Below are 18,455 nucleotides of genomic sequence, written 5' to 3'. Positions count from 1 at the left end.
AAGAACCCGATGAGGGGAACTGTCTGAAAAGAACCATGTAGGATCGCCGAGCGCTGTGGCGACAAGACCCCACACGGAAACCGTGCGGGGTCAGACTATGTGCGCCCGGTGAGACTTGAACTCACACGTCATAAGACACTAGAACCTAAATCTAGCGCGTCTGCCAATTCCGCCACGGGCGCTGGTTTCGCTGCTATGGAGCACTCTTTGCTCTGCGCAACGGTCACTAGCCTACAGGGCGGCAGGCCATAGACGGAAATCCACTTTTCTGGGCGTGGTGGGTAGGCTGTTCAGAGTGAGCACCAACCCAGCACCGAAAAAGCGGATGAAGGTTCGATGGTGGCACATCGTCCTCATCGTGCTCTTCGTCGTGCTCTTTTTGTTCCTTGCTTACTGGCAATGGACGCGGTTCCGCTCCGGTTCGGGAACCTTCCAGAACTTGGGATACGCCTTCCAATGGCCGCTGTTCGCGATATTTGTTGTTTACGCTTACCGCACCGCCATGCGCTACGAGAATGAGCGAATCGATGCCGAGAACGAAGCCCTCCAGCGGGGAGAAGAGCCAGCCCAATATGAGGCAGAGGACGTGCGCGCGGCCAAGGAGCACACCGAGACTAAAATCGACGAAGATTTCCTACCGCCCCGTCCGCAGATTGATGTGGAAACCTTCAACGCTATGAACAAGCAGCGCCGCCGTCGCGGCACCGAAGAGGAGAATTTATGAGCAACCCAGTGAACAACGCTGTCCATCCTGACCGCCAGGCGCGTATCCGTGGCCCGCTGAAGTTCTTTTCCATTGCCGCCACGATTACCGGTATTTTCCTTCTCATTCTCGTCGCGCGCATGATCCTGCAATACGGCGTGGGCATGGAGATGCCATCGTGGGCTACGCTCATCGCCCAAGCGCACGGCGTGGCCTACATGGTCTACCTCGTATCCATCCTGGTCCTCGGTCCGCGTGCAATGTGGCCGGTAGGCAAGCTCTTTACCACGGCGCTCGCCGGTGTTGTTCCGTTCCTTTCCTTCTGGATGGAGCACAAGCGCCGCACTGAAGTTGTTGAGCAGTTCCAGCTTTAAGAGTCTTCTACCGGCACCATCGTGAGGTTGGCGCCAAAATCGACCACGTCCTGGGCTATGTCCGGGGATAGGTCAGTTGTTGTGATGACCGTGTCGACCTGGTCAAAGGTGGCCACTCGGTGGGCCGACATGCGGGTGAACTTCTCTGGTGTGGTGACAACGATGACACGTCGGGCCGCTTTAAAGTAGGCCCGTTTGATGGTGGCCTCGGTAAGGTTCGGGGACATAAGGCCCACCGACGGAGTGCACGCGCAGACACCCACGATTGCTAAGTCGAAGCGCATGGACATGACTGTGTCAACCGCTTCTGCCCCGTACACCGCAAGATCGTCGCTATTGACGGTTCCGCCTGGAATTAGGACGTCGCTGCCCGGCGTCTTGGCTAATGCTGCGCCCGCGTACAGAGACATTGCTAGTGCTGTGATGTCCATGCCGGCGAGGTTGCGGGCAACGGCTGTCGGCGTGGTCCCTGAGTCAATGAGCACGCAGGAGCCTGGTTCAACAAGACGGGCAGCCTCCGCAGCGATCGCACGTTTGCCGGCGGGATCTTCTTTCCGGCGAACCTCTAGGGGATAGCGGGCACCCCGTCGCACAGCGGGGCGAGCGCCGCCATGAAAGCGCGTGAGTGCCCCAGCTTCTTCCAGCTCGGTGAGATCTCGGCGGATGGTAATCGCGGAGGCCCCAGTGAGTTCTTGTAGTTGGTTGACCGTTTTGCTCCCCGAGTCAACCGCCCAGATGATTCTGCGCTGACGTTCTTCCTTGTCCATGGCCCTGATCATATAGAACTGAAACGACCATATACAGTGAACGTTTCAATCTTTATTCTGTGGCTAGGCAAGGTAAAAGCCCTTGTCACAAGGCTTCAGGACAGGTGATTGAAATGCGTATGACAGTAACTCTCGGGCTTTTAATGAGCGAGCGTTTGGCTGCGGATGTGGCACGCTACGCACCACACGGAGTGCGTGTTCGGTGGATCAGTACGGAAGAGGAAGCACGCGCGTGCGATGGTGTGGTTCTCGACGCCACAGAATTCGATGGCGTCCTCCCCGGCCACGTGGTGCTGGTGCTAGGCGACGTCAACGGGGTTGCCGAAGAACGGCTTCGGCGTTCTGGGGCGGTGGTTATGCACCGCCACTTGCGCACGGAGCTTGACACCTTGTTGATGGCCTTTGGCGCCTTCGTGGATCAGCAGGCCCTCATCAGAGCAAGGTAAAAGCATTGTGTGTGGGGCTGGGTTCAGATCGAAGGGCTAGTCTAGAAGGCATCTTTTTCTGAATCACACAAAGGACGGGCTTTATGTCTCCTCGCAAACTAAGCACCACCCTCATCGCCCTCGTGGTGCTGTTGTCGCTGGCCTGCGCTGCGCTTGGTGTCTACGCCGTGCGCCAGCCGCACGAGGTTTATACCGCGCCGGTGCAGTCAACCAACACGCAGGTGGTTAAGGCCGTCCAGCGCGAAGAGCAGGTGGTCTTGCTCAGCCTGGGTATCCAGGGGCTGGCGGAGAAATCTTCCGTGGGTCAGGTCTTAGGCGTGAAGGTTCCGTGGACTAGCCGAACACAATTTGTGCAGTATTCCTATAAAGCCAAGCTCGGTATCGAAGGCAAGGACGTTCGCGTCACTGAGACCGGCGAGCATGCCTACACTGTCCACATCCCGGACTTCATCTTCATTGGGCATTCCGATGAGGAGTTCAAGACCGCCGTGGAAAACAACGGCGTGCTCAGCTGGACCACCCAGCCGATCGACGCCGCATCTACAGTGTCGGATGTCCTCAGCGCCGATAAGAAGCGCGAGGACATCGACGACAACCGCGAGCTCCTGCAGGATCAAGCTCGCAATTTCTATGAGGGCATCATTCACGGAGTAGACCCTGACGCCCAGGTGACCATGGAGTTCAGCTAGACCTCACGTCGAGTGCCCTTTTGCGTGGAATGATCCTTTTTCTACGTCGAGTGTCCCCCGTACGTGGAATGAACTATGTTCATTCCACCTCCGTGAACTTGCGGTCCCAATAAGCCCGTACCGGGTTAGCGTCCGCAAGGAGGATATCGAAGCGGTCATTGGCAATCTCGATGATTTCGCTCAAGACCACGCGCTGCTCCAGCTCATCCGAGTTGGACAAGCGGCGCACGCCCGCATCGATAACCCGGTCGGCCGAGTCGTTGGTGTCCAGGTATGCCACGAACGGCATGTCGAAGCGCTCGCGGTAGGCCTGTGAGACGTCGATAAGCTGCTGCGTTTGCACGTCATCGAGGTCGTCCAAGGCCAAGGAACCGCGGTCGGCGGAGATGGTGGCGGCCGTGTCGGAATCGGCCAGCAGCAGCTCATCCATCGCCGGGTAGTCGTGGATCAGTGCACGGCGCTGGTCGCTCGGAGCGGTGAGCACCGTGACCTGGATTGCCTCGCGCAACTGGCTGACGTCCTGGAAGGGGCGCAGTTCCCAGGCGGCTTCGAGCGGCCAGATTTCGTTGTTGAAGAGCGGGCGCAGAGCGCTGACGAAGCTCTCGCGGTCCATCTCGTTGAGCTCCTTGAGCGAGACGCCGGCGCCGTCGAGGCGGCTGACATCATCGCCGGACTGCGAGCCGACGTGGAAGAAGAGCAAGTTGAGCAGGATTGCGGTGATAGCGCCGATGGACATTCCGGAGGAGACGAAGATCTGCGCCCACTCCGGGAAGGCAGTCGCTACGTCCGGCTTGAAGGTGACGAGCATGGCCAGCCCCAGCGCGGTGGTAACGATGGCGGCGTTGCGTCCGTCGGCGATGTCTTCCTTCGCGATGGTCTGCAGGCCGGCCCAGGCAACGTTGGCGAACAGAGCGAGGGAGGCACCGCCGAGGACCGGGGAGGGGATAGCCGCAACGATCGCTGCGGCCTTGGGCAGCAGGCCCAGGATGATCATGAAGCCCGCTGCTGACACCGCGACCCAGCGGGACTTCACACCGGTGAGACGGACGAGGCCGACGTTCTGCGCGAAGCAGGTGTAGGGGAAGGAGTTCATCACGCCACCAAGGGTGGTGGAGAGACCGTCGGCGCGAATGGCGCGCACAACGTCATCGCGCTTGATGCGCTTTTTCACAATCTCACCGGTAGCGAAGACATCGCCGGTGGTTTCCACCATGGTGATAATCATGACGATGATGAGGGAGAGAATCGCCATGATGTCGAACTTCGGCATACCGAAGTAGAAAGGCGTCGTCATGCCGATGGCATCAGCCTCACGCACGCCGTCAAAGGACGTATCGCCCAGCACGAAGGCCACGCCAGTACCGATGACCAAACCAAGCAACACAGACAGCGTGCCCAGGAAGCCGCGGAAGAAACGCTGCACAACAATGATGATGGCCAGCGTGCCGAAACCATAGAGCAGATCGCGCGCGGCCGGGACCCCGTCAGCGTAATTGACAAAGTCATTTGCTGAGACCGCCAGCAGCGACGTACCCATGACCAGAAGCACGGTGCCGGTGACAATCGGCGGGAAGTACTTGAGCACGCGTCCAAAGACCGGCGCGGCGAAGAAGGTAAAGATACCGGCAGCAATAATCGCACCATAGATCGTGGGCAGTGGCTGGTCACCAGCGCTCATGCCGATGGCAATGATGGGGCTGACCGCCGTGGTGGTTACGCCCTGGATGATGGGCAGCCGGACGCCGATGTGCTTGCCGACGCCCACCGCCTGGATCAACGTCGCCAGACCACAGGTCAACAAGTCAGCGTTGATGAGGTGGATCGTGGTGGCCTCATCCAGCCCCAGCGACCCCGCGATAAGCAGCGGGACGATGACCGCGCCAGCGTAGAAAGCGAGGACGTGCTGCAGACCGAGCGCAGCTAACTTGGGCGCTGGCGGGACAACATCAACGGGGTGCGTTGGGGGAGTGGCAGGGCTAGCGGTAGCGGCGGTGTCGGACACGCGGGGAGGCTCCTTGCTAAAAAGCGAGACGAGGATACTGCGCATAACAATAGAGCGCGGCGCGGACAGGCACCAAGAACTTGCCTGGAAGGTGTGGGAAAGGCCACGTCAGGGGGTGATTTACCCCCGCATCTAACCGTACGGTCGTTACCTATGAGAGAGCTGACCAGTGTGGTGCTAAAACCAGCCCGTTCGGTGGCATGGGGCCCGCATTTGCCGATGTGAGGTTATGCGGTTGTACCCCTACTATGGGCTACAGAGAGGGGTTCGGTGACGATACGTGTTGACCGAATTGCCCGTGAGCCGAAGTCACCCACAGCCCTTCTGCGACTAAGTGTTACGCGTCGTGCGAACTATGAAGGGAGTCAAAATAGTGACCACCGCAACGGAACAGTCTGTGCAGTTCGAGGCATGGAAGGGCTTTGAGCCCGGCCCGTGGACTGAAAACATTGACGTTCGTGATTTCATCCAGCGCAATTACACCCCTTATGACGGGGACTCCTCCTTCCTTGCTGGACCCACCGAGAAGACGCAACGCGTGTGGGATCATTTGGAGAAGAATTACCTGTCCGTCGAGCGCCAGAAGCGCATCTTCGACGTGGATACCCACACCCCGAGCGATATCGATGCTTTCCCGGCCGGCTACATCTGTGAGGATGACAACGTCATCGTGGGTCTGCAGACGGATTCTCCGCTGAAGCGCGCCATGATGCCCAACGGTGGCTGGCGCATGGTCAAGCAGGCCATTAAGGAAGCCGGTAAGGAAACCGATCCGGAGATCGAGAAGATCTTCACGCGCTACCGCAAGACCCACAACGATGCAGTCTTCGATATCTACACCCCGCGCATCCGCGCAGCGCGTTCCTCTCACATCATCACCGGCCTGCCGGATGCTTATGGCCGCGGCCGCATCATCGGTGACTACCGCCGCGTGGCTCTCTATGGCGTGGACTACCTCATCGCCGAGAAGGAAGCATCCAAGAGCGCAGTCGGTGATATCGGATTCTCCGAGCACTGGGCCCGCTACCGTGAGGAGCACGCCGAGCAGATCAAGGCCCTGAAGAAGCTCAAGATCATGGCTGAGTCTTATGGCTTCGATATCTCGAAGCCGGCGAAGACTGCCCACGAAGCAGTGCAGTGGACTTACTTTGGCTACTTGGCCTCCATCAAGTCCCAAGACGGTGCAGCGATGTCCATCGGCCGCCTTTCCGCCTTCTTCGACTGCTACTTTGAGCGTGATTTCGCCGCAGGCATCCTCACTGAGGAAGATGCCCAGGAGATCATCGACCAGCTGGTGCTCAAGCTGCGCATCGTGCGCTTCTTGCGCACCGAGGACTATGACCAGATCTTCTCCGGCGACCCGTACTGGGCAACCTGGACCGATGCAGGCTTCGGTACTGATGGCCGCCACCAGGTCACCAAGACCTCCTTCCGCCTGCTGCAGACCTTGATTAACCTGGGCCCATCACCGGAGCCGAACATCACCATCTTCTGGGATCCGCAGCTGCCGGCGGGCTACAAGGAATTCTGCGCCCACATCTCGATTGAGACCTCCTCCATCCAGTACGAGTCCGATAAGCAGATTCGTGACCAGTGGGGCGATGACGCCGCGATTGCGTGCTGCGTGTCCCCGATGGCCGTCGGCAAGCAAATGCAGTTCTTCGGTGCCCGCGTGAACGCCGCCAAGGCCCTGCTTTACGCCATCAACGGCGGTCGCGACGAGGTCAGCGGCAAGCAGGTCGTGGATGGTTATGAGCCTATCCAGGGCGATGGCCCGCTCGACTTTGACGAGGTCTGGCAGAAGTACGAGGAGATGCTGGATTGGGTCGTCGGCACCTACGTTGAGGCCCTGAACATCATCCACTACTGCCACGACAAGTACGCTTACGAGTCCATTGAGATGGCGCTGCACGATTCCGATATCGTGCGCTCCATGGGCTGCGGTATCGCCGGCCTGTCCATCGTGGCTGACTCGCTTTCCGCCATTAAGTACGCCAAGGTCTACCCGGTGCGCGATGAGACCGGCCTCATCGTGGACTACAAGACGGAAGGTGACTTCCCCTTCTACGGCAACGATGATGACCGCGCCGATGACATCGCCGCTACCATCGTCCACACCGTCATGGCGAAGATTAAGGCCATCCCGATGTACCGCAACGCCATTCCGACCCAGTCGGTGCTGACCATTACTTCCAACGTGGTCTACGGCAAGGCAACTGGTTCCTTCCCGTCCGGCCACGAGGCAGGTACCCCGTTCGCCCCGGGCGCTAATCCGGAGAACGGCGCGGATAACCACGGCATGGTCGCCTCCATGCTGTCGGTGGGCAAGTTGGATTACAAGGATGCCCTCGATGGCATCTCGCTGACCAACACCATCACCCCATCCGGATTGGGCCGCACCCCGGAGGAGCGCATCACCAACCTGGTGGGCGTCCTTGATGCCGGCTTCATCATGGATTCTGAATAGACCACGTCCACACCACTTCCTAAGGAGAACACATCATGGCAACCCCAACTTTTGACGAGCGCCTCGCCACCATGAAGGCCAACCGCACCGCCAACAACATGGACTCGGGCCTCTACCACGCCAACATCAACGTCCTGGACAAGTCCACCCTGGAGGACGCCGTTGAGCACCCGGAGAAGTACCCGAACCTCACGGTTCGCGTTTCCGGCTACGCGGTCAACTTTGTGAAGCTCACCCGCGAGCAGCAGCTGGACGTCATCTCCCGTACCTTCCACCAGGGCTCCTAAATGGCAGATGGCATTACCGGCGTCGTGCGCCTTACCCCAGAAGAAGGGGAGAAGGTGCGCGGCGCCGCCGCCGGTTTAGGAACGGACAACGACCTCGAGGGCTACACCCGCCCGGAGTTGATGCAGGCCCGCCGCTCCGGCGACGTCGCACTGGTGCACTCCTGGGAGCTGGTGACGGCCGTGGATGGGCCTGGAACCCGCATGACCATGTTTATGTCCGGGTGCCCGTTGCGCTGCCAGTATTGCCACAATCCCGACACCATGGAGATGAAGGTCGGAACCTTGGAGCGCATCGAGGATGTGGTCAAGCGCATCAAGCGCTATAAGCCCGTCTTCAAGGCCTCCGGTGGTGGGCTGACCATTTCGGGCGGTGAGCCGCTCTTCCAGATCGCCTTCGCACGGCGCTTGCTCAAGGAAGTCCACGATGCAGGCATCCACACGACGATCGACACCTCGGGTTACCTCGGGGCGCGCCTGCGCGATGAGGATCTAGACAACATCGACCTGGTGCTGCTCGACGTCAAGTCCGGTGACGAGGAGACCTATAAGAAGGTCACCCGCCGCGAGCTGCAGCCGACGATCGATTTTGGGGATCGCCTCAACGCCATAGGCAAGCCGGTCTGGATCCGCTTCGTGGTGGTGCCGGGGCTTACCGACGGCCCCGAGAATGTCGCCAACGTAGCCAAAATTGTCTCCCGCTGGAAGAGCAACGTTGAGCGCGTCGAGGTGCTGCCCTTCCACAACATGGGCGCGGACAAGTGGCACGAGCTGGGCTACCCGTACACCCTGGAGGATACGAAGCCGCCGAAGCCGGAAGACGTGGAGGAGATCCGCGAGGTATTCCGCAAGGAAGGTTTCGTGGTCTACTAGAAGCATGAAACGCTTCGGCCACACCATCAAGGAACACATCATCACCGTCCCCTGGGACTATGACAATCCCGCCGCGGGGGAGTTCGAGCTTTACGCCCGGGAAATCATCCCTCCCGGCGGTGAGAATTACCCGGCGCTGCTCTATAACCAGGGCGGGCCGGGTTTCCCGGCGCCGCGGCCGACGGGTGCCACCGGGCTCATCGGAAAGGGCTTGGAGCGCTACCGCTGGATACTTATGGACCAGCGCGGCACCGGGCGCAGCCACCGCATCGATGAGCTCAGCCCGGCTGAGGATCGCAGCGCTGCGCGCCTAGCGCAGCTGCGGCAGGAGAATATCGTGCGCGATGCCGAGCACCTGCGCGAGCACCTCGGCGAGGATTCCTGGGATCTCTTCGGCCAATCCTTCGGCGGCTTCATCATTACCGCCTATGCCTCGATGTTCCCCGATTCCATCGGGCGTGCCTTCCTCACCGGCGGCCTGCCCACCCTGACCAAGGGCGCGGATGAGCTCTACCGTACGACCTTTGCCAAGCTCAAGGTCCGCCACGAGCGCTTCTATGCCCAGTTCCCGTGGGCTCAAGCTCGCGTCGAGGAGATTATCCACCACCTGGACAACTCGGAGGAGCTGCTGCCGACGGGGGAGAGACTGTCCTCGCGCCGCTTCCGCACCATCGGCATCGAACTGGGCCGCGGTACCGGATTCGATTCTCTGGGTTACCTGCTGGAGGAACCTTTCCGCACCGTGAACGGTGAGAAGCGCTTGCGTTCGGACTTCCTCAACGACGTCGGCAGCCGCGTGAGCTTCCAGGCCGGCCCGCTGTACGCGGCGATTCATGAATCCATCTACGGTGGCGTCGGCGGCCAAGCCGTCACCGGCTGGGCGGCGCACCGCATACGCGAGGAATTCCCCGAGTTCGCCGAAGGCGGCACCTATCTGACCGGTGAGCACATTTTCCCTTGGCAGTTCGATGAGGACCCGGCGCTGCGCCCCTTCAAGCAGGCTGCCGAGGAGCTCGCCGCCCACGAGTGGGCAAGCTCTCCGTACGATGCTGCCGCGCTTGCCGACGCCCCCGTTACCGCCTCCGCCGCCATCTACCTCGACGATATCTTCGTGCCCTTCGAGGATTCCCTAGCCACGGCGGAGACCTATCGCGACTTGCGCCCAGTGGTGACCAACCGCTTCCAGCACAATGGGATTAGTGAGGACGGCGCGGGGATTCTGGGTGAGCTCTTCCGAGTAGCTGACGAGCATTAAAGGCTCCGAGTGAGCTCGGGGAGTGATCTCCCTCGAGATGTGGTGGTGGTCACCGTGTGGCACACTGGTTAGGAAAATCTGAATCGAGCAGAAAGGATAAGCCTATGGCCGGTCTCATCGTCATTGGCGTGATTCTCCTACTTATTATTGCCACCGCCTTCGACGGTTTCTTCATCGTCCGGACGAAGGAAGCCGCCATCATTGAGCGGATGGGTAAGTTCGTGAACGTTGCTCACGCGGGCTTGCACTTCAAGCTGCCCTACGTCGACCGCGTGCGCGCCAAGATCAGCCTGCAAATCCGTCAGCTCGATGTCATGGTGGAAACCAAGACCAAGGACAACGTCTTCGTTCAGATCCCCGTTGCCGTGCAGTATGAGGTAGTCCAGGGCAGCGAGCGCCAGGCCTTCTACACCCTGTCCAACCACGAGCAGCAGATCGTGGCCTACGTGCAGGACAATGTCCGTTCCTCCGTGGCAAACATGAATCTGGATGATTCCTTCTCTTCCAAGGACACCATCGCCCGCAACGTGGCGATGTCCCTGCGCGATAACATGGCCGCCTACGGCTGGAACTTCGTCAATACCCTGGTCACCGATATTCGCCCGGATGCCCGCGTGCGCGAGTCCATGAACTCCATTAACGCGGCGCAGCGTGAGCGCGAGGCAGCCGTAGCCCAGGCGGAGGCCGAGAAGATCCGCGTGGTCAAGGAAGCCGAGGGTGCGGCCGAGGCTAAGAAGCTGCAGGGTCGCGGTGTGGCTGACCAACGTAAGGAGATCGTCGAAGGTATTGCCCAGCAGTATGAGCTGCTGCGTGCTGCCGGCGTGCAGGAGAACCCCGAGACCCTCATGCTGGTCTCCCAGTACCTCGACGCCATGGTGGATGTGGCCGACCGCGCCCACACCAACGTGCTGTACATGCCGTCTAACCCGGGCGGCATGCAGGATCTCTTCGGTGGTATGCGCGATACGTTGCTGTCCACTAACGCTATTAATGAAGCCCCGAAGCCGAAGGTGCCGGCCGGCGAAGCAAAACACAGCCGCGAGAACGCCGCTGCTGAGCGTCGCCGCCGTGAGGAGCAGGAGCGCCGCGAGCGCGATGAGCGTGCCCGCCGCGATGCTGAGCTGATGGAGCAGGCGCAGCGCGCCCAGCAACAGGCACAGGAGCAGGTGCAGAACGCACAGCAGGGCCAGGGCTTTGGTCAGTTCTCCGGCTTCCCGGCCCCGCCGCAGGGCAACAACCAGCCGCAGAGCGCGCGCGACTACTTTGACCAGCTGCGCAACCAGCTCAACAAGGACAACTAAAGACAGCTAAAACACACGAAGAGGGCCTTCCCGCAGTTTGGGAAGGCCCTCTTGTCGTTGCCCCTACACGGCGTATGGAGTGGCTAGGCACTGCGAATAATGAGACGCGGTGCCTGGCGCGCTACTTACTTGGTGTAGCCGATGTTCTCCACCTCGATGACGGCGAAGGAGTTGGCGCCGAAGTTCGCGATGTCCGGGCTGGTAGCCACCATGGCCGGGCCGTTGTAAATCGGCATAATGCCGAACTGACCCAGTGCTTCCTTCTCCAGCTTGTTGGCTTCCTTGATCTGCTCGTTTGGATCGGCGATCTGGGAGAGCTCGTCGATCTTCTTGTCCATCTCCGGGGTACCCGTGCCGGAGCGGTTGAGCTGGGAGCCGGAGCGGTAAATCTGGCCGAAGTAGGCCACACCGAACGGATCGCCGGAGGAGAAGCCCATGGGGAAGACATCAAAGTCATAGGAGGAGGTGATCTTGGAGAAGTCCGCGGACGGGCGCTCCTCCACCTTCAGGTCCACGCCGATGTCCTTCATCATCTTCTGGGTGGCGGTGGCCAGGGCCTTGCTGATGGAAGAATCACCCAACAGCGTGTAGCGCATGGACAGCTTCTTGCCGTCCTTCTCGCGGATGCCGTCGCCGCCTTCCTTCCAGCCGGCCTCGTCGAGCAGGGACTTAGCCTTCTCGGCATCGAACTTCACCACAGACCCGAAGTTGTCCTCGTAGCCCTCCTGGGTCTGGTACAGGTTGAAGGATCCCGGCAACTCCTCGGTGTAGCCGTTGAGGCCGTTGAAGCGGATGCCGGACAGCGTGGAGCGGTCGATACCGGTCATGATGGCCTCGCGGACCTTGGCATCGGAAAGAATCTCGTTCTTGGAGTTGAGAACGATGAGCGAGTTGGACGGGGCCATGGCGGTGCGGATCTCAATGCCCTGCATGTCCTTGACTGCAGCCAGGCGCTCCTTGTTGCCCACGCCGGTGGCGTCAATCTCGCCGGCCTTGAACGCGTTGATGGAGGCCTGATCCTCCATCTGACGGTAGGTCACCTTGTCCAGGAAAGGCTTATCGCCCCACCACTTCTCGTTCGGGACGAAGGTAGCGCTGCCGCTCTGGAAGTCAACGTTTTCAACCTTGAACGGGCCCGCGCCCCACTCTGGGTGGACCTCACCGAGGTAGGCTTCGTTGAACTTCTTGGCGGAGTCAATTTGCGGCGGGAGCAGGATGTTGAACAGACCCTGCCACCAGGGGTATGCCTGCTTGAAGGTGATGACGGCCTGCTTGTCGTTCTCACCTGGCTCGACGGACTCGATGAGCTCGTAGCCATCGGTGGAGGAGACGTTAGCCTCCTCGTCCTCACCGTTGTTGAACTTCCAGGTGTTCTCGAAGGCCTTCCAGTCAATCGGGGTGCCGTCGTTGTACTGGGCCTTCTCGTGGATGGTGTAGGTGACGACGGTCTTGCCGTCCTTCTCCTCGTCCTTGACGTCCGTGATGTAGTCATTGTTGACGTGGAACTCGCCGGATCCGTCGAAAAGACCGATCTGCGGGTTGTAGAACTTCCAGACGTCGCTGGTGTAGCGGGTACCGTCGGCCTGGAAGGGGTTCTGCTGCTGGGAGATCTCGGTGATGGCCAGGCGCAGCTCGCCGCCCTGCTTGAGCTCGGAGCGGTCCTTGGCGTTGTAGGAACCGTCCAGCTTGACGTCCAGCTTCTCGCCGGCTGCGGAGTTGCTGGAGTCCTTGGAGCCATCGGAGCTGCCGGAGCCGCCGTCGGAGGCGCAGCCGGTGAGAATGAGGGCAGAGGCGGTGACCACTGCGAGGGCGGTCCTGCGGAGCTTCATGTTCATTTTTGTGTCCTTTCGAGAGGAAACATGGAGACGGGGAGTATTTAGTTATAAGTCTTGCTAAGCCGGGGTTTCGGCGGGCTGGTAAATCTCGCGCACCCGGTCACGTTCCACGGCTGGATCCGGCACCGGGATGGCGGAGAGCAGCGCGCGGGTATAGGCGTGTTGCGGGTTGTCGAAGACCTCGTCCGTGGGGCCGTATTCCACGAAGTCGCCCTTGTACATCACGGCGACCTTGTCGGAAAGGTGGCGCACCACGGAGAGGTCGTGGGCGACGAACACCAGGGAAATACCGAGGCGGTTCTTCAGGTCATGCAGCAGGTTGATGATGCCAGCCTGGATGGACACGTCGAGGGCGGAGACGGGCTCGTCGAGCACCACGATGGAGGGGTTGGTGGCCAGAGCACGGGCCAGGCCGATGCGCTGGCGCTGTCCGCCAGAGAAGTGTCCGGGGAAGCGGTCCACCTGGTGGGATTCGAGGCCGACGAGTTTCATCAGCTCAGCCACGCGCTGGCCGACGTCCCCCTCGTACCCCAGCGATTCCAGCGGCTCAGCGATGATCTCACGGATGGTCATGCGCGGGTTGAGCGAGCTCATTGGGTCCTGGAAGACGATCTGGATGTCCTTGCGCAGCTTGCGGCGTGCCGACGCACTCAAGCCGGAGGTGTTGGTGCCGTTGACCACGATGGTGGAGCCCTCTGGTGGGTTGAGGTCCATGATTTCCAGCAGGGTGGTGGTCTTGCCGGAGCCGGACTCGCCCACGATGGCGAAGCACTCGCCCTGGTGTACGTCGAAGCTGACGTTCTTGACCGCATGGACGGTGCCGACGCGGCGCTTGAGAATCGCTCCCTTGATGAGCGGGAAGTCCTTGACCAGGTTCTTGACCTCCAAGGTGACGGGGCGCTGGTCGTAGGGCGTATCGCCCAAGGTATCGGCGGAAATCTTCGGTAGTGGGTACATGCGCTCGCCGCCAATCGTGCCGTCCTCAATTTCATCGGAGCGTAGGCAGGAGGCGTAGTGGCCGGGGCCGTCGCCAAGCTCACGCAGCTCCGGCTCCATGGTGCGGCACTCGTCCATCACCACTGGGCAACGGTCGGCGAAGGGGCACTCGGCGGCGACCTCAATCAGCCGCGGCGGGGTACCCGCTATGGGGGTCAGCGGCTCATCGGTGGCCTTGTCGACGCGCGGCGTCGACCCGAGAAGACCCACGGTGTAGGGCATCTTGGGGTTGTTGAAGATGGTGTCGACATCGCCCAGCTCCACCGGGCGACCGGCGTACATGACGAGGACGTCGTCGGCTGTGCCGGCCACGACACCCATGTCGTGGGTAATCATGATGACCGCGGCGCCGGTTTCGCGCTGCGCCACCTTGAGGACCTCCAGGATCTGAGCCTGGATGGTGACGTCGAGGGCCGTGGTGGGCTCGTCGGCGATGATGACGCGCGGGTTATTCGCCATGGCGATGGCGATGACCACGCGCTGACGCATACCACCGGAGAACTCGTGCGGGAAGGACTTCACGCGCTTGTCCGCCTCCGGAATGCCGACGAGTTCGAGCAGGCGAATGGCCTCCTTCTCCGCCTCCTTCGTGGAGACATCGCGGTGGGTCTGGATGGCTTCGATGAGCTGGTCGCCGATGGAGAACACCGGGGTCAGGGAGGAGAGCGGGTCCTGGAAGATCATGGCGATGTCCTTGCCGCGGATCTTCGACATCTCCTTGTCGGACTTGCCGATGAGCTCGGTGCCGGCATAGACCACGGAGCCTTCCACCTTGGCGTAATCCGGCAGCAGACCCATAACCGCCATTGAGGTGACGGACTTACCGGAGCCGGACTCGCCCACAATGGCCAGGGTGCGGCCCGGCATAAGGTCGAAGTCAACGCCACGTACGGCGTGGACGGAGCCGGCCTCCGAGGGGAAGGTGACGGACAGATTGCGTACGGACAGAACCGGGTCGGCGGACGCGGCGGGATCGGTAGCGCGGCTGGCCGGGACGGCGTTGGCGTTATGCGCAGTATTCTGCGGGGTCATGCTCGGCCTCCAGAGTTCGAGTTGGGGTCAATGGCGTCGCGCAGACCGTCGGCGATGAACGCCATGGAGACGGTCAGCAGCGTGAGGATGCCTGCAGGGAAGTAGAAGAGCCAGGGTGAAGCCTCGACGGCGTTGGCGCCGCCGGCCAGGAGGGTGCCCAGGGAGACGTCGGGAAGCTTCACGCCCAAGCCCAAGAAGGACAGCGCGGTCTCCGACATGATGGTGGACACCACGCCCAGGGCCGCTTGGATGATGAGCAGCGAACCGATGTTGGGCACTACGTGGCGGAAGATGGTGCGCAGGCGCGAAACACCCATGTAGTCCGCGGCGCGGACGTAGTCGTTCTCGCGCACACTCAGCGCCATGGCCCAGATGACACGCGCCGGGTACATCCAGCCGAAGACGATGAGCACCACGATGAGCAGCTTCCAGTCACCGCCGGAATCGGAGACCACCAGAGCGATGAGCAGGAAGGTCGGAATAGCCAGCAGGAAGTGGATGACGGCCAGGATGACCTTTTCCACCGCGCCTCCGTAAATGGCCGCGGCCGCGCCGATGAAAGCGGACAAAACCGTGGATGCTATCGACACGATAAGCGCAATGATGAGCGAGCGGCCCAGGCCGTGGACGGTTTGTGCGAAGAGATCGTTACCGGAATCGGTCGTGCCGAACCAGTGCTCGGAGGAAGGTCCGGTGGACAGGTTGAAGAAGTCCGGCTCATCGAAACCCCAGGGGGTCAGCAGGCTGCCAAAGATGGCCAGCAGGGTGAGCAACACGAAGATGACGAGGCCGACGGCCGCGAACTTGTTGCGAAAGAAACGGCGAACGTACAGCTTGAGCTTTGAGGTGCCGCGGAACTCGTTGCTGGAGAACTGCTTGCGCTGTGCGTCATCGACATCGACGCCGGAACCAAGTGCGGACTGTGCGCTGGGTTCGGTCTGCGGTGAAAAGTCAGCAGTGGCGGTATGCGGGCGCACGCCAAGGTTGTCCGCGGCGGTGTCGATGGCGAGATCGTTGCGGCGGTGGCGCTCGGTGTGGCGTGCTTCTGAGCGCGGCGACGTGGATTTCTTTTCTGGAGACATTTAGCTCACCCTTACTCGCGGATCGAGGGCTACGACGACGAGGTCAGCCAGAATTGCGGAGAAAGCAATCATGACGGCACCGAAGGCGGCGACGGCGGTGGTGCCGTTGACATCGTTGCGGCTGATGGTTTCGATGAAGTACTGGCCCATTCCCTTCCACGCGAAGATGGTTTCCGTCATGATGGCGCCGGTGAAAATGCCGGGAACGGAGAAGGCCACGGAGGTCGCAACCGGGATGATGGAGGTGCGCAGGGCGTGCTTGCGAATAGCCTGCGCACGGGTCAGGCCCTTGGCGCGGGCGGTGCGCACATAATCGGCGTTCAGGTTATCCAGCAGCAAGGTGCGCTGCATCATGTGATACCCGGCGTAACTGATGATGATGAGGGAAATGGACGGCAGGATGAGGTGCTGCGCCATATCCAGAAGTTTGGGGAAGAAGCCCTCGACACCGAGGCTGGACGCGCCCGTCACGTAGACCACGCGGTGGCCGGTGACGCGGTTGATCCACAGGCCACCGGCAACAACCAGAATGGAGGCGACGACCACGTGGGTGTTCATCGTGATGATGGAAACGCCCTGCCAGAAGCGGTCAGCCGCTTTGTATTGGCGGGAAGCGGTGTAGACACCGAGGCCAACGCCGATGATGACGGAGAGGATTGTGGCGACGAGCAGCAGCTGCGCCGAGACGAGTGCGCGGTGAGCGATTTGTGCGCTGACCGGGTCGCCGAGAGGGGAGGTACCCCAGTCCCAGTGGAAGAGAATGTTAGAGAGCCAGCCCCACCAGCGCTCAATAAGCGGGGTCTCAGGATTGAGTCCGAGCGGAGTGAGGATGCGGCCGATTTCTTCCGGCTCGAGCGGTGGGTTGCGGCCGACATAATTTGATCGGGGATCAAGGAAGGTTGCGGCCAGGAGATACGCGATATTAGTCGCGAGGAAGATGACTACCAGCCAGCTGGCGGTCTTCTTGATGATGTACTTGAACATCACTATTCCTTCGCAGGGTTTGTCTCGGCAGATTCGGTGAGTATGGCGGCCGATAAGAGTTAACGGCACTCATGTGACCTAGACCTCAGGCTAGGTGCTGTGTCACATATTAAAAGAAATGTGAGACAGGAGAGGAATAATGATTGTTTTTGTTTCATGGGGGTACTCCCCGCGTGTGAAAACTTTGTATTAATTACATATTAATTGGCCTATAGAAATCTGCAAGCAGGGGAGTGTCGGTGCAGGGACTGAAAGCTTCTTTGGGCTCACAAATCGTGCCTGATTGCCTGGGTGGGAGTGAATAATATGCGCATAGTTTGGGGGTAGTGTGCAGGGGGATTGCGCTGAATAGATAAGGGGTAAGGAACGCTCAGCAAGCATGCAGGAGCCGGCTTAGCGCATCTTTTTCTGCCTCCGTGACCCAGATTTCATAGACTGCTTTTACCTCGACGATGCGACGCGCATACTCACAGCGAAAACCTTTGTTGGGCGGCAGCCACGTGGCGGCATCGCCAGCGCCTTTCTGCTGGTTGAGAGGACCATCGACGGCAAGGAGGTTGCGTGGGTCATTGGCAAAGTTGCGGCGCTTTTCGGGTGACCATTGCTGGGCGCCTTTCTGCCAGGCGTCGGCCAGCGCCACAACGTGATCGATCTGCACTGCACTCGAGGTCTGCGCCCCACGCTGAAACTCAATGTCCTGGCCTGAATAGGGGTCATGCAAAGTACCGGCGAGCGCCACGCAGTCGTGGGTTCCTTCCTTGAGCACGAGGCTCTCCGGATCCAAGTCCCTGCGGAGGATATCGTTGCGGGTATCGCAGCCGTTGTGGCCAAACTCCACCGAGACGTCATCAGACCAAGCTTGGCCGAATTCCTCGCGTTCATAACCGGTCATGGGGGCGCGGCCCTTGACCTCCAGGGATTCTAAGGCGGCGAGCGTCTCGGCAATGTCCGGCGCAATGCTTGGCGCGGGCGTGGCCTCGTCGGTCTGTTCTTCTGCGGGGGACTCTTGCGCGGGCTCCGCTGTCGTTGTGGAAGCACTCGGCCCCGCCGCTGGGGGAGCAGCCGGGGAGGGGAGGAGCAGGCCGATCGCCACGAGCACAGCCACCGCGGCGTTGAGCAGCGCGGCGATGAAGAACGGGGTACGAGAGGCCATGACGCATTGATCCTAGTGGGTAGAATCGGCACACGGTATGAGTATCGATATGTTCTTTGACGAGTACCTCGCCGAGCGCGGCCTTACGCGCTCGGCGGAGGTCATCCCGGATCACGCCTGCCAGGTCTTTTGCGGTATGCCGAAGCCGACATCGCATCCTTCCCTCGATGAGGCCGTGCAGCTTGTTGTGCGCACTTTGGGGGAGTAGCGCA

The 18,455-nt window shown here is 60.7% G+C and carries 17 protein-coding genes and 1 tRNA gene; 10 read left to right on the top strand and 8 right to left on the bottom strand.

Annotated elements, in window-relative coordinates; translation table 11 throughout:
• Positions 1 to 100: 100 nt before the first annotated feature.
• Positions 101 to 182 (bottom strand) — tRNA-Leu (locus QKE52_RS10085).
• Between the two features lie 143 nt (positions 183 to 325).
• On the opposite strand from QKE52_RS10085, the gene QKE52_RS10080 reads away from it, so the two are divergent.
• Both QKE52_RS10080 and QKE52_RS10075 read left to right on the top strand, forming a co-directional pair.
• Positions 326 to 724 (top strand): hypothetical protein, encoded by a 399-nt coding sequence (locus QKE52_RS10080; RefSeq protein WP_347948737.1) that lies wholly within the window; start codon positions 326 to 328, stop codon positions 722 to 724.
• Positions 721 to 1,077 (top strand): DUF3817 domain-containing protein, encoded by a 357-nt coding sequence (locus QKE52_RS10075; protein WP_046647365.1) that lies wholly within the window; start codon positions 721 to 723, stop codon positions 1,075 to 1,077. The genes QKE52_RS10080 and QKE52_RS10075 overlap by 4 nt, the downstream gene beginning before the upstream one ends.
• Here the strand turns inward: QKE52_RS10075 and QKE52_RS10070 are convergent.
• Positions 1,074 to 1,844 (bottom strand): DeoR/GlpR family DNA-binding transcription regulator, encoded by a 771-nt coding sequence (locus QKE52_RS10070; RefSeq protein WP_046647415.1) that lies wholly within the window; start codon positions 1,842 to 1,844, stop codon positions 1,074 to 1,076. The two genes, QKE52_RS10075 and QKE52_RS10070, sit on opposite strands and share 4 nt — an antisense overlap.
• A 143-nt stretch (positions 1,845 to 1,987) precedes the next feature.
• Between QKE52_RS10070 and QKE52_RS10065 the strand changes: the two genes are divergently transcribed.
• Both QKE52_RS10065 and QKE52_RS10060 read left to right on the top strand, forming a co-directional pair.
• Positions 1,988 to 2,290 (top strand): hypothetical protein, encoded by a 303-nt coding sequence (locus tag QKE52_RS10065; protein WP_230308861.1) that lies wholly within the window; start codon positions 1,988 to 1,990, stop codon positions 2,288 to 2,290.
• An 83-nt stretch (positions 2,291 to 2,373) separates the two neighbouring features.
• Positions 2,374 to 2,979, top strand: a complete 606-nt coding sequence (locus tag QKE52_RS10060; protein ID WP_347948724.1) for a hypothetical protein — start codon at positions 2,374 to 2,376, stop codon at positions 2,977 to 2,979.
• Between the two features lie 79 nt (positions 2,980 to 3,058).
• Here QKE52_RS10060 and QKE52_RS10055 read toward each other — a convergent pair whose 3' ends face one another.
• On the bottom strand, positions 3,059 to 4,981 hold the full coding sequence (locus QKE52_RS10055) for a solute carrier family 23 protein (protein WP_347948723.1): 1,923 nt from the start codon (positions 4,979 to 4,981) through the stop codon (positions 3,059 to 3,061).
• Positions 4,982 to 5,336: 355 nt separating this feature from the next.
• On the opposite strand from QKE52_RS10055, the gene pflB reads away from it, so the two are divergent.
• The 5 genes from pflB to QKE52_RS10030 all read left to right on the top strand — a co-directional run bounded on the left by pflB (position 5,337) and on the right by QKE52_RS10030 (position 11,161).
• Positions 5,337 to 7,448: a formate C-acetyltransferase gene (pflB, locus tag QKE52_RS10050; RefSeq protein ID WP_284467126.1), complete on the top strand. Its 2,112-nt coding sequence runs from the start codon at positions 5,337 to 5,339 to the stop codon at positions 7,446 to 7,448.
• Between the two features lie 35 nt (positions 7,449 to 7,483).
• On the top strand, positions 7,484 to 7,735 hold the full coding sequence (grcA2, locus tag QKE52_RS10045; protein WP_039676708.1) for an autonomous glycyl radical cofactor GrcA2: 252 nt from the start codon (positions 7,484 to 7,486) through the stop codon (positions 7,733 to 7,735).
• Positions 7,736 to 8,605, top strand: coding sequence for a pyruvate formate-lyase-activating protein (gene pflA / locus QKE52_RS10040; protein ID WP_102234070.1), 870 nt, complete (start codon positions 7,736 to 7,738; stop codon positions 8,603 to 8,605).
• 4 nt (positions 8,606 to 8,609) lie between these two features.
• Positions 8,610 to 9,860 carry an alpha/beta fold hydrolase gene (locus tag QKE52_RS10035; RefSeq protein WP_347948722.1) on the top strand — a complete coding sequence of 417 codons (1,251 nt, stop codon included), beginning with the start codon at positions 8,610 to 8,612 and terminating at the stop codon, positions 9,858 to 9,860.
• Between the two features lie 104 nt (positions 9,861 to 9,964).
• On the top strand, positions 9,965 to 11,161 hold the full coding sequence (locus QKE52_RS10030; RefSeq protein WP_049155768.1) for an SPFH domain-containing protein: 1,197 nt from the start codon (positions 9,965 to 9,967) through the stop codon (positions 11,159 to 11,161).
• Positions 11,162 to 11,286: 125 nt separating this feature from the next.
• On the opposite strand, the gene QKE52_RS10025 is transcribed toward QKE52_RS10030, so the two are convergent.
• The 5 genes from QKE52_RS10025 to QKE52_RS10005 all read right to left on the bottom strand — a co-directional run bounded on the left by QKE52_RS10025 (position 11,287) and on the right by QKE52_RS10005 (position 18,243).
• A complete protein-coding gene (locus tag QKE52_RS10025; RefSeq protein WP_049155772.1) occupies positions 11,287 to 12,996 on the bottom strand; it encodes an ABC transporter family substrate-binding protein in 1,710 nt (569 codons plus the stop codon).
• A 57-nt stretch (positions 12,997 to 13,053) separates the two neighbouring features.
• Complete coding sequence (locus tag QKE52_RS10020) at positions 13,054 to 15,024, bottom strand: ABC transporter ATP-binding protein (protein ID WP_175973395.1); 1,971 nt, start codon at positions 15,022 to 15,024, stop codon at positions 13,054 to 13,056.
• Entirely contained in the window at positions 15,021 to 16,106 is a 1,086-nt protein-coding gene (locus QKE52_RS10015) for an ABC transporter permease (protein WP_046647355.1), read from the bottom strand. The genes QKE52_RS10020 and QKE52_RS10015 overlap by 4 nt, the downstream gene beginning before the upstream one ends.
• Positions 16,107 to 17,090, bottom strand: coding sequence for an ABC transporter permease (locus QKE52_RS10010; protein ID WP_049155780.1), 984 nt, complete (start codon positions 17,088 to 17,090; stop codon positions 16,107 to 16,109).
• A 370-nt stretch (positions 17,091 to 17,460) separates the two neighbouring features.
• Entirely contained in the window at positions 17,461 to 18,243 is a 783-nt protein-coding gene (locus QKE52_RS10005) for an HNH endonuclease family protein (RefSeq protein ID WP_347948721.1), read from the bottom strand.
• 37 nt (positions 18,244 to 18,280) lie between these two features.
• Between QKE52_RS10005 and QKE52_RS10000 the strand changes: the two genes are divergently transcribed.
• Positions 18,281 to 18,451: a hypothetical protein gene (locus tag QKE52_RS10000; RefSeq protein ID WP_347948720.1), complete on the top strand. Its 171-nt coding sequence runs from the start codon at positions 18,281 to 18,283 to the stop codon at positions 18,449 to 18,451.
• The last annotated feature ends 4 nt before the right edge of the window (positions 18,452 to 18,455 follow it).

It is taken from the genome of Corynebacterium sp. c25Ua_47 (assembly GCF_039907205.1).
In the GTDB taxonomy this organism is placed as follows: Bacteria; Actinomycetota; Actinomycetes; order Mycobacteriales; family Mycobacteriaceae; genus Corynebacterium; species Corynebacterium hiratae.
Note: the sequence above shows the minus strand (reverse complement) of the source record. Positions and strands in the feature narration are given on the sequence as shown.

Coding starts and splice junctions, on each gene's coding strand:
- grcA2 (WP_039676708.1), top strand. CDS start 7,484: ATGGCAACCCCAACTTTTGACGAGCGCCTCGCCACCATGAAGGCCAAC.
- QKE52_RS10020 (WP_175973395.1), bottom strand. CDS start 15,024: ATGACCCCGCAGAATACTGCGCATAACGCCAACGCCGTCCCGGCCAGC.
- QKE52_RS10005 (WP_347948721.1), bottom strand. CDS start 18,243: ATGGCCTCTCGTACCCCGTTCTTCATCGCCGCGCTGCTCAACGCCGCG.
- pflA (WP_102234070.1), top strand. CDS start 7,736: ATGGCAGATGGCATTACCGGCGTCGTGCGCCTTACCCCAGAAGAAGGG.
- QKE52_RS10035 (WP_347948722.1), top strand. CDS start 8,610: ATGAAACGCTTCGGCCACACCATCAAGGAACACATCATCACCGTCCCC.
- pflB (WP_284467126.1), top strand. CDS start 5,337: ATGAAGGGAGTCAAAATAGTGACCACCGCAACGGAACAGTCTGTGCAG.
- QKE52_RS10060 (WP_347948724.1), top strand. CDS start 2,374: ATGTCTCCTCGCAAACTAAGCACCACCCTCATCGCCCTCGTGGTGCTG.
- QKE52_RS10015 (WP_046647355.1), bottom strand. CDS start 16,106: ATGTCTCCAGAAAAGAAATCCACGTCGCCGCGCTCAGAAGCACGCCAC.
- QKE52_RS10025 (WP_049155772.1), bottom strand. CDS start 12,996: ATGAACATGAAGCTCCGCAGGACCGCCCTCGCAGTGGTCACCGCCTCT.
- QKE52_RS10010 (WP_049155780.1), bottom strand. CDS start 17,090: ATGTTCAAGTACATCATCAAGAAGACCGCCAGCTGGCTGGTAGTCATC.
- QKE52_RS10000 (WP_347948720.1), top strand. CDS start 18,281: ATGAGTATCGATATGTTCTTTGACGAGTACCTCGCCGAGCGCGGCCTT.
- QKE52_RS10075 (WP_046647365.1), top strand. CDS start 721: ATGAGCAACCCAGTGAACAACGCTGTCCATCCTGACCGCCAGGCGCGT.
- QKE52_RS10080 (WP_347948737.1), top strand. CDS start 326: ATGAAGGTTCGATGGTGGCACATCGTCCTCATCGTGCTCTTCGTCGTG.
- QKE52_RS10030 (WP_049155768.1), top strand. CDS start 9,965: ATGGCCGGTCTCATCGTCATTGGCGTGATTCTCCTACTTATTATTGCC.
- QKE52_RS10070 (WP_046647415.1), bottom strand. CDS start 1,844: ATGGACAAGGAAGAACGTCAGCGCAGAATCATCTGGGCGGTTGACTCG.
- QKE52_RS10065 (WP_230308861.1), top strand. CDS start 1,988: ATGAGCGAGCGTTTGGCTGCGGATGTGGCACGCTACGCACCACACGGA.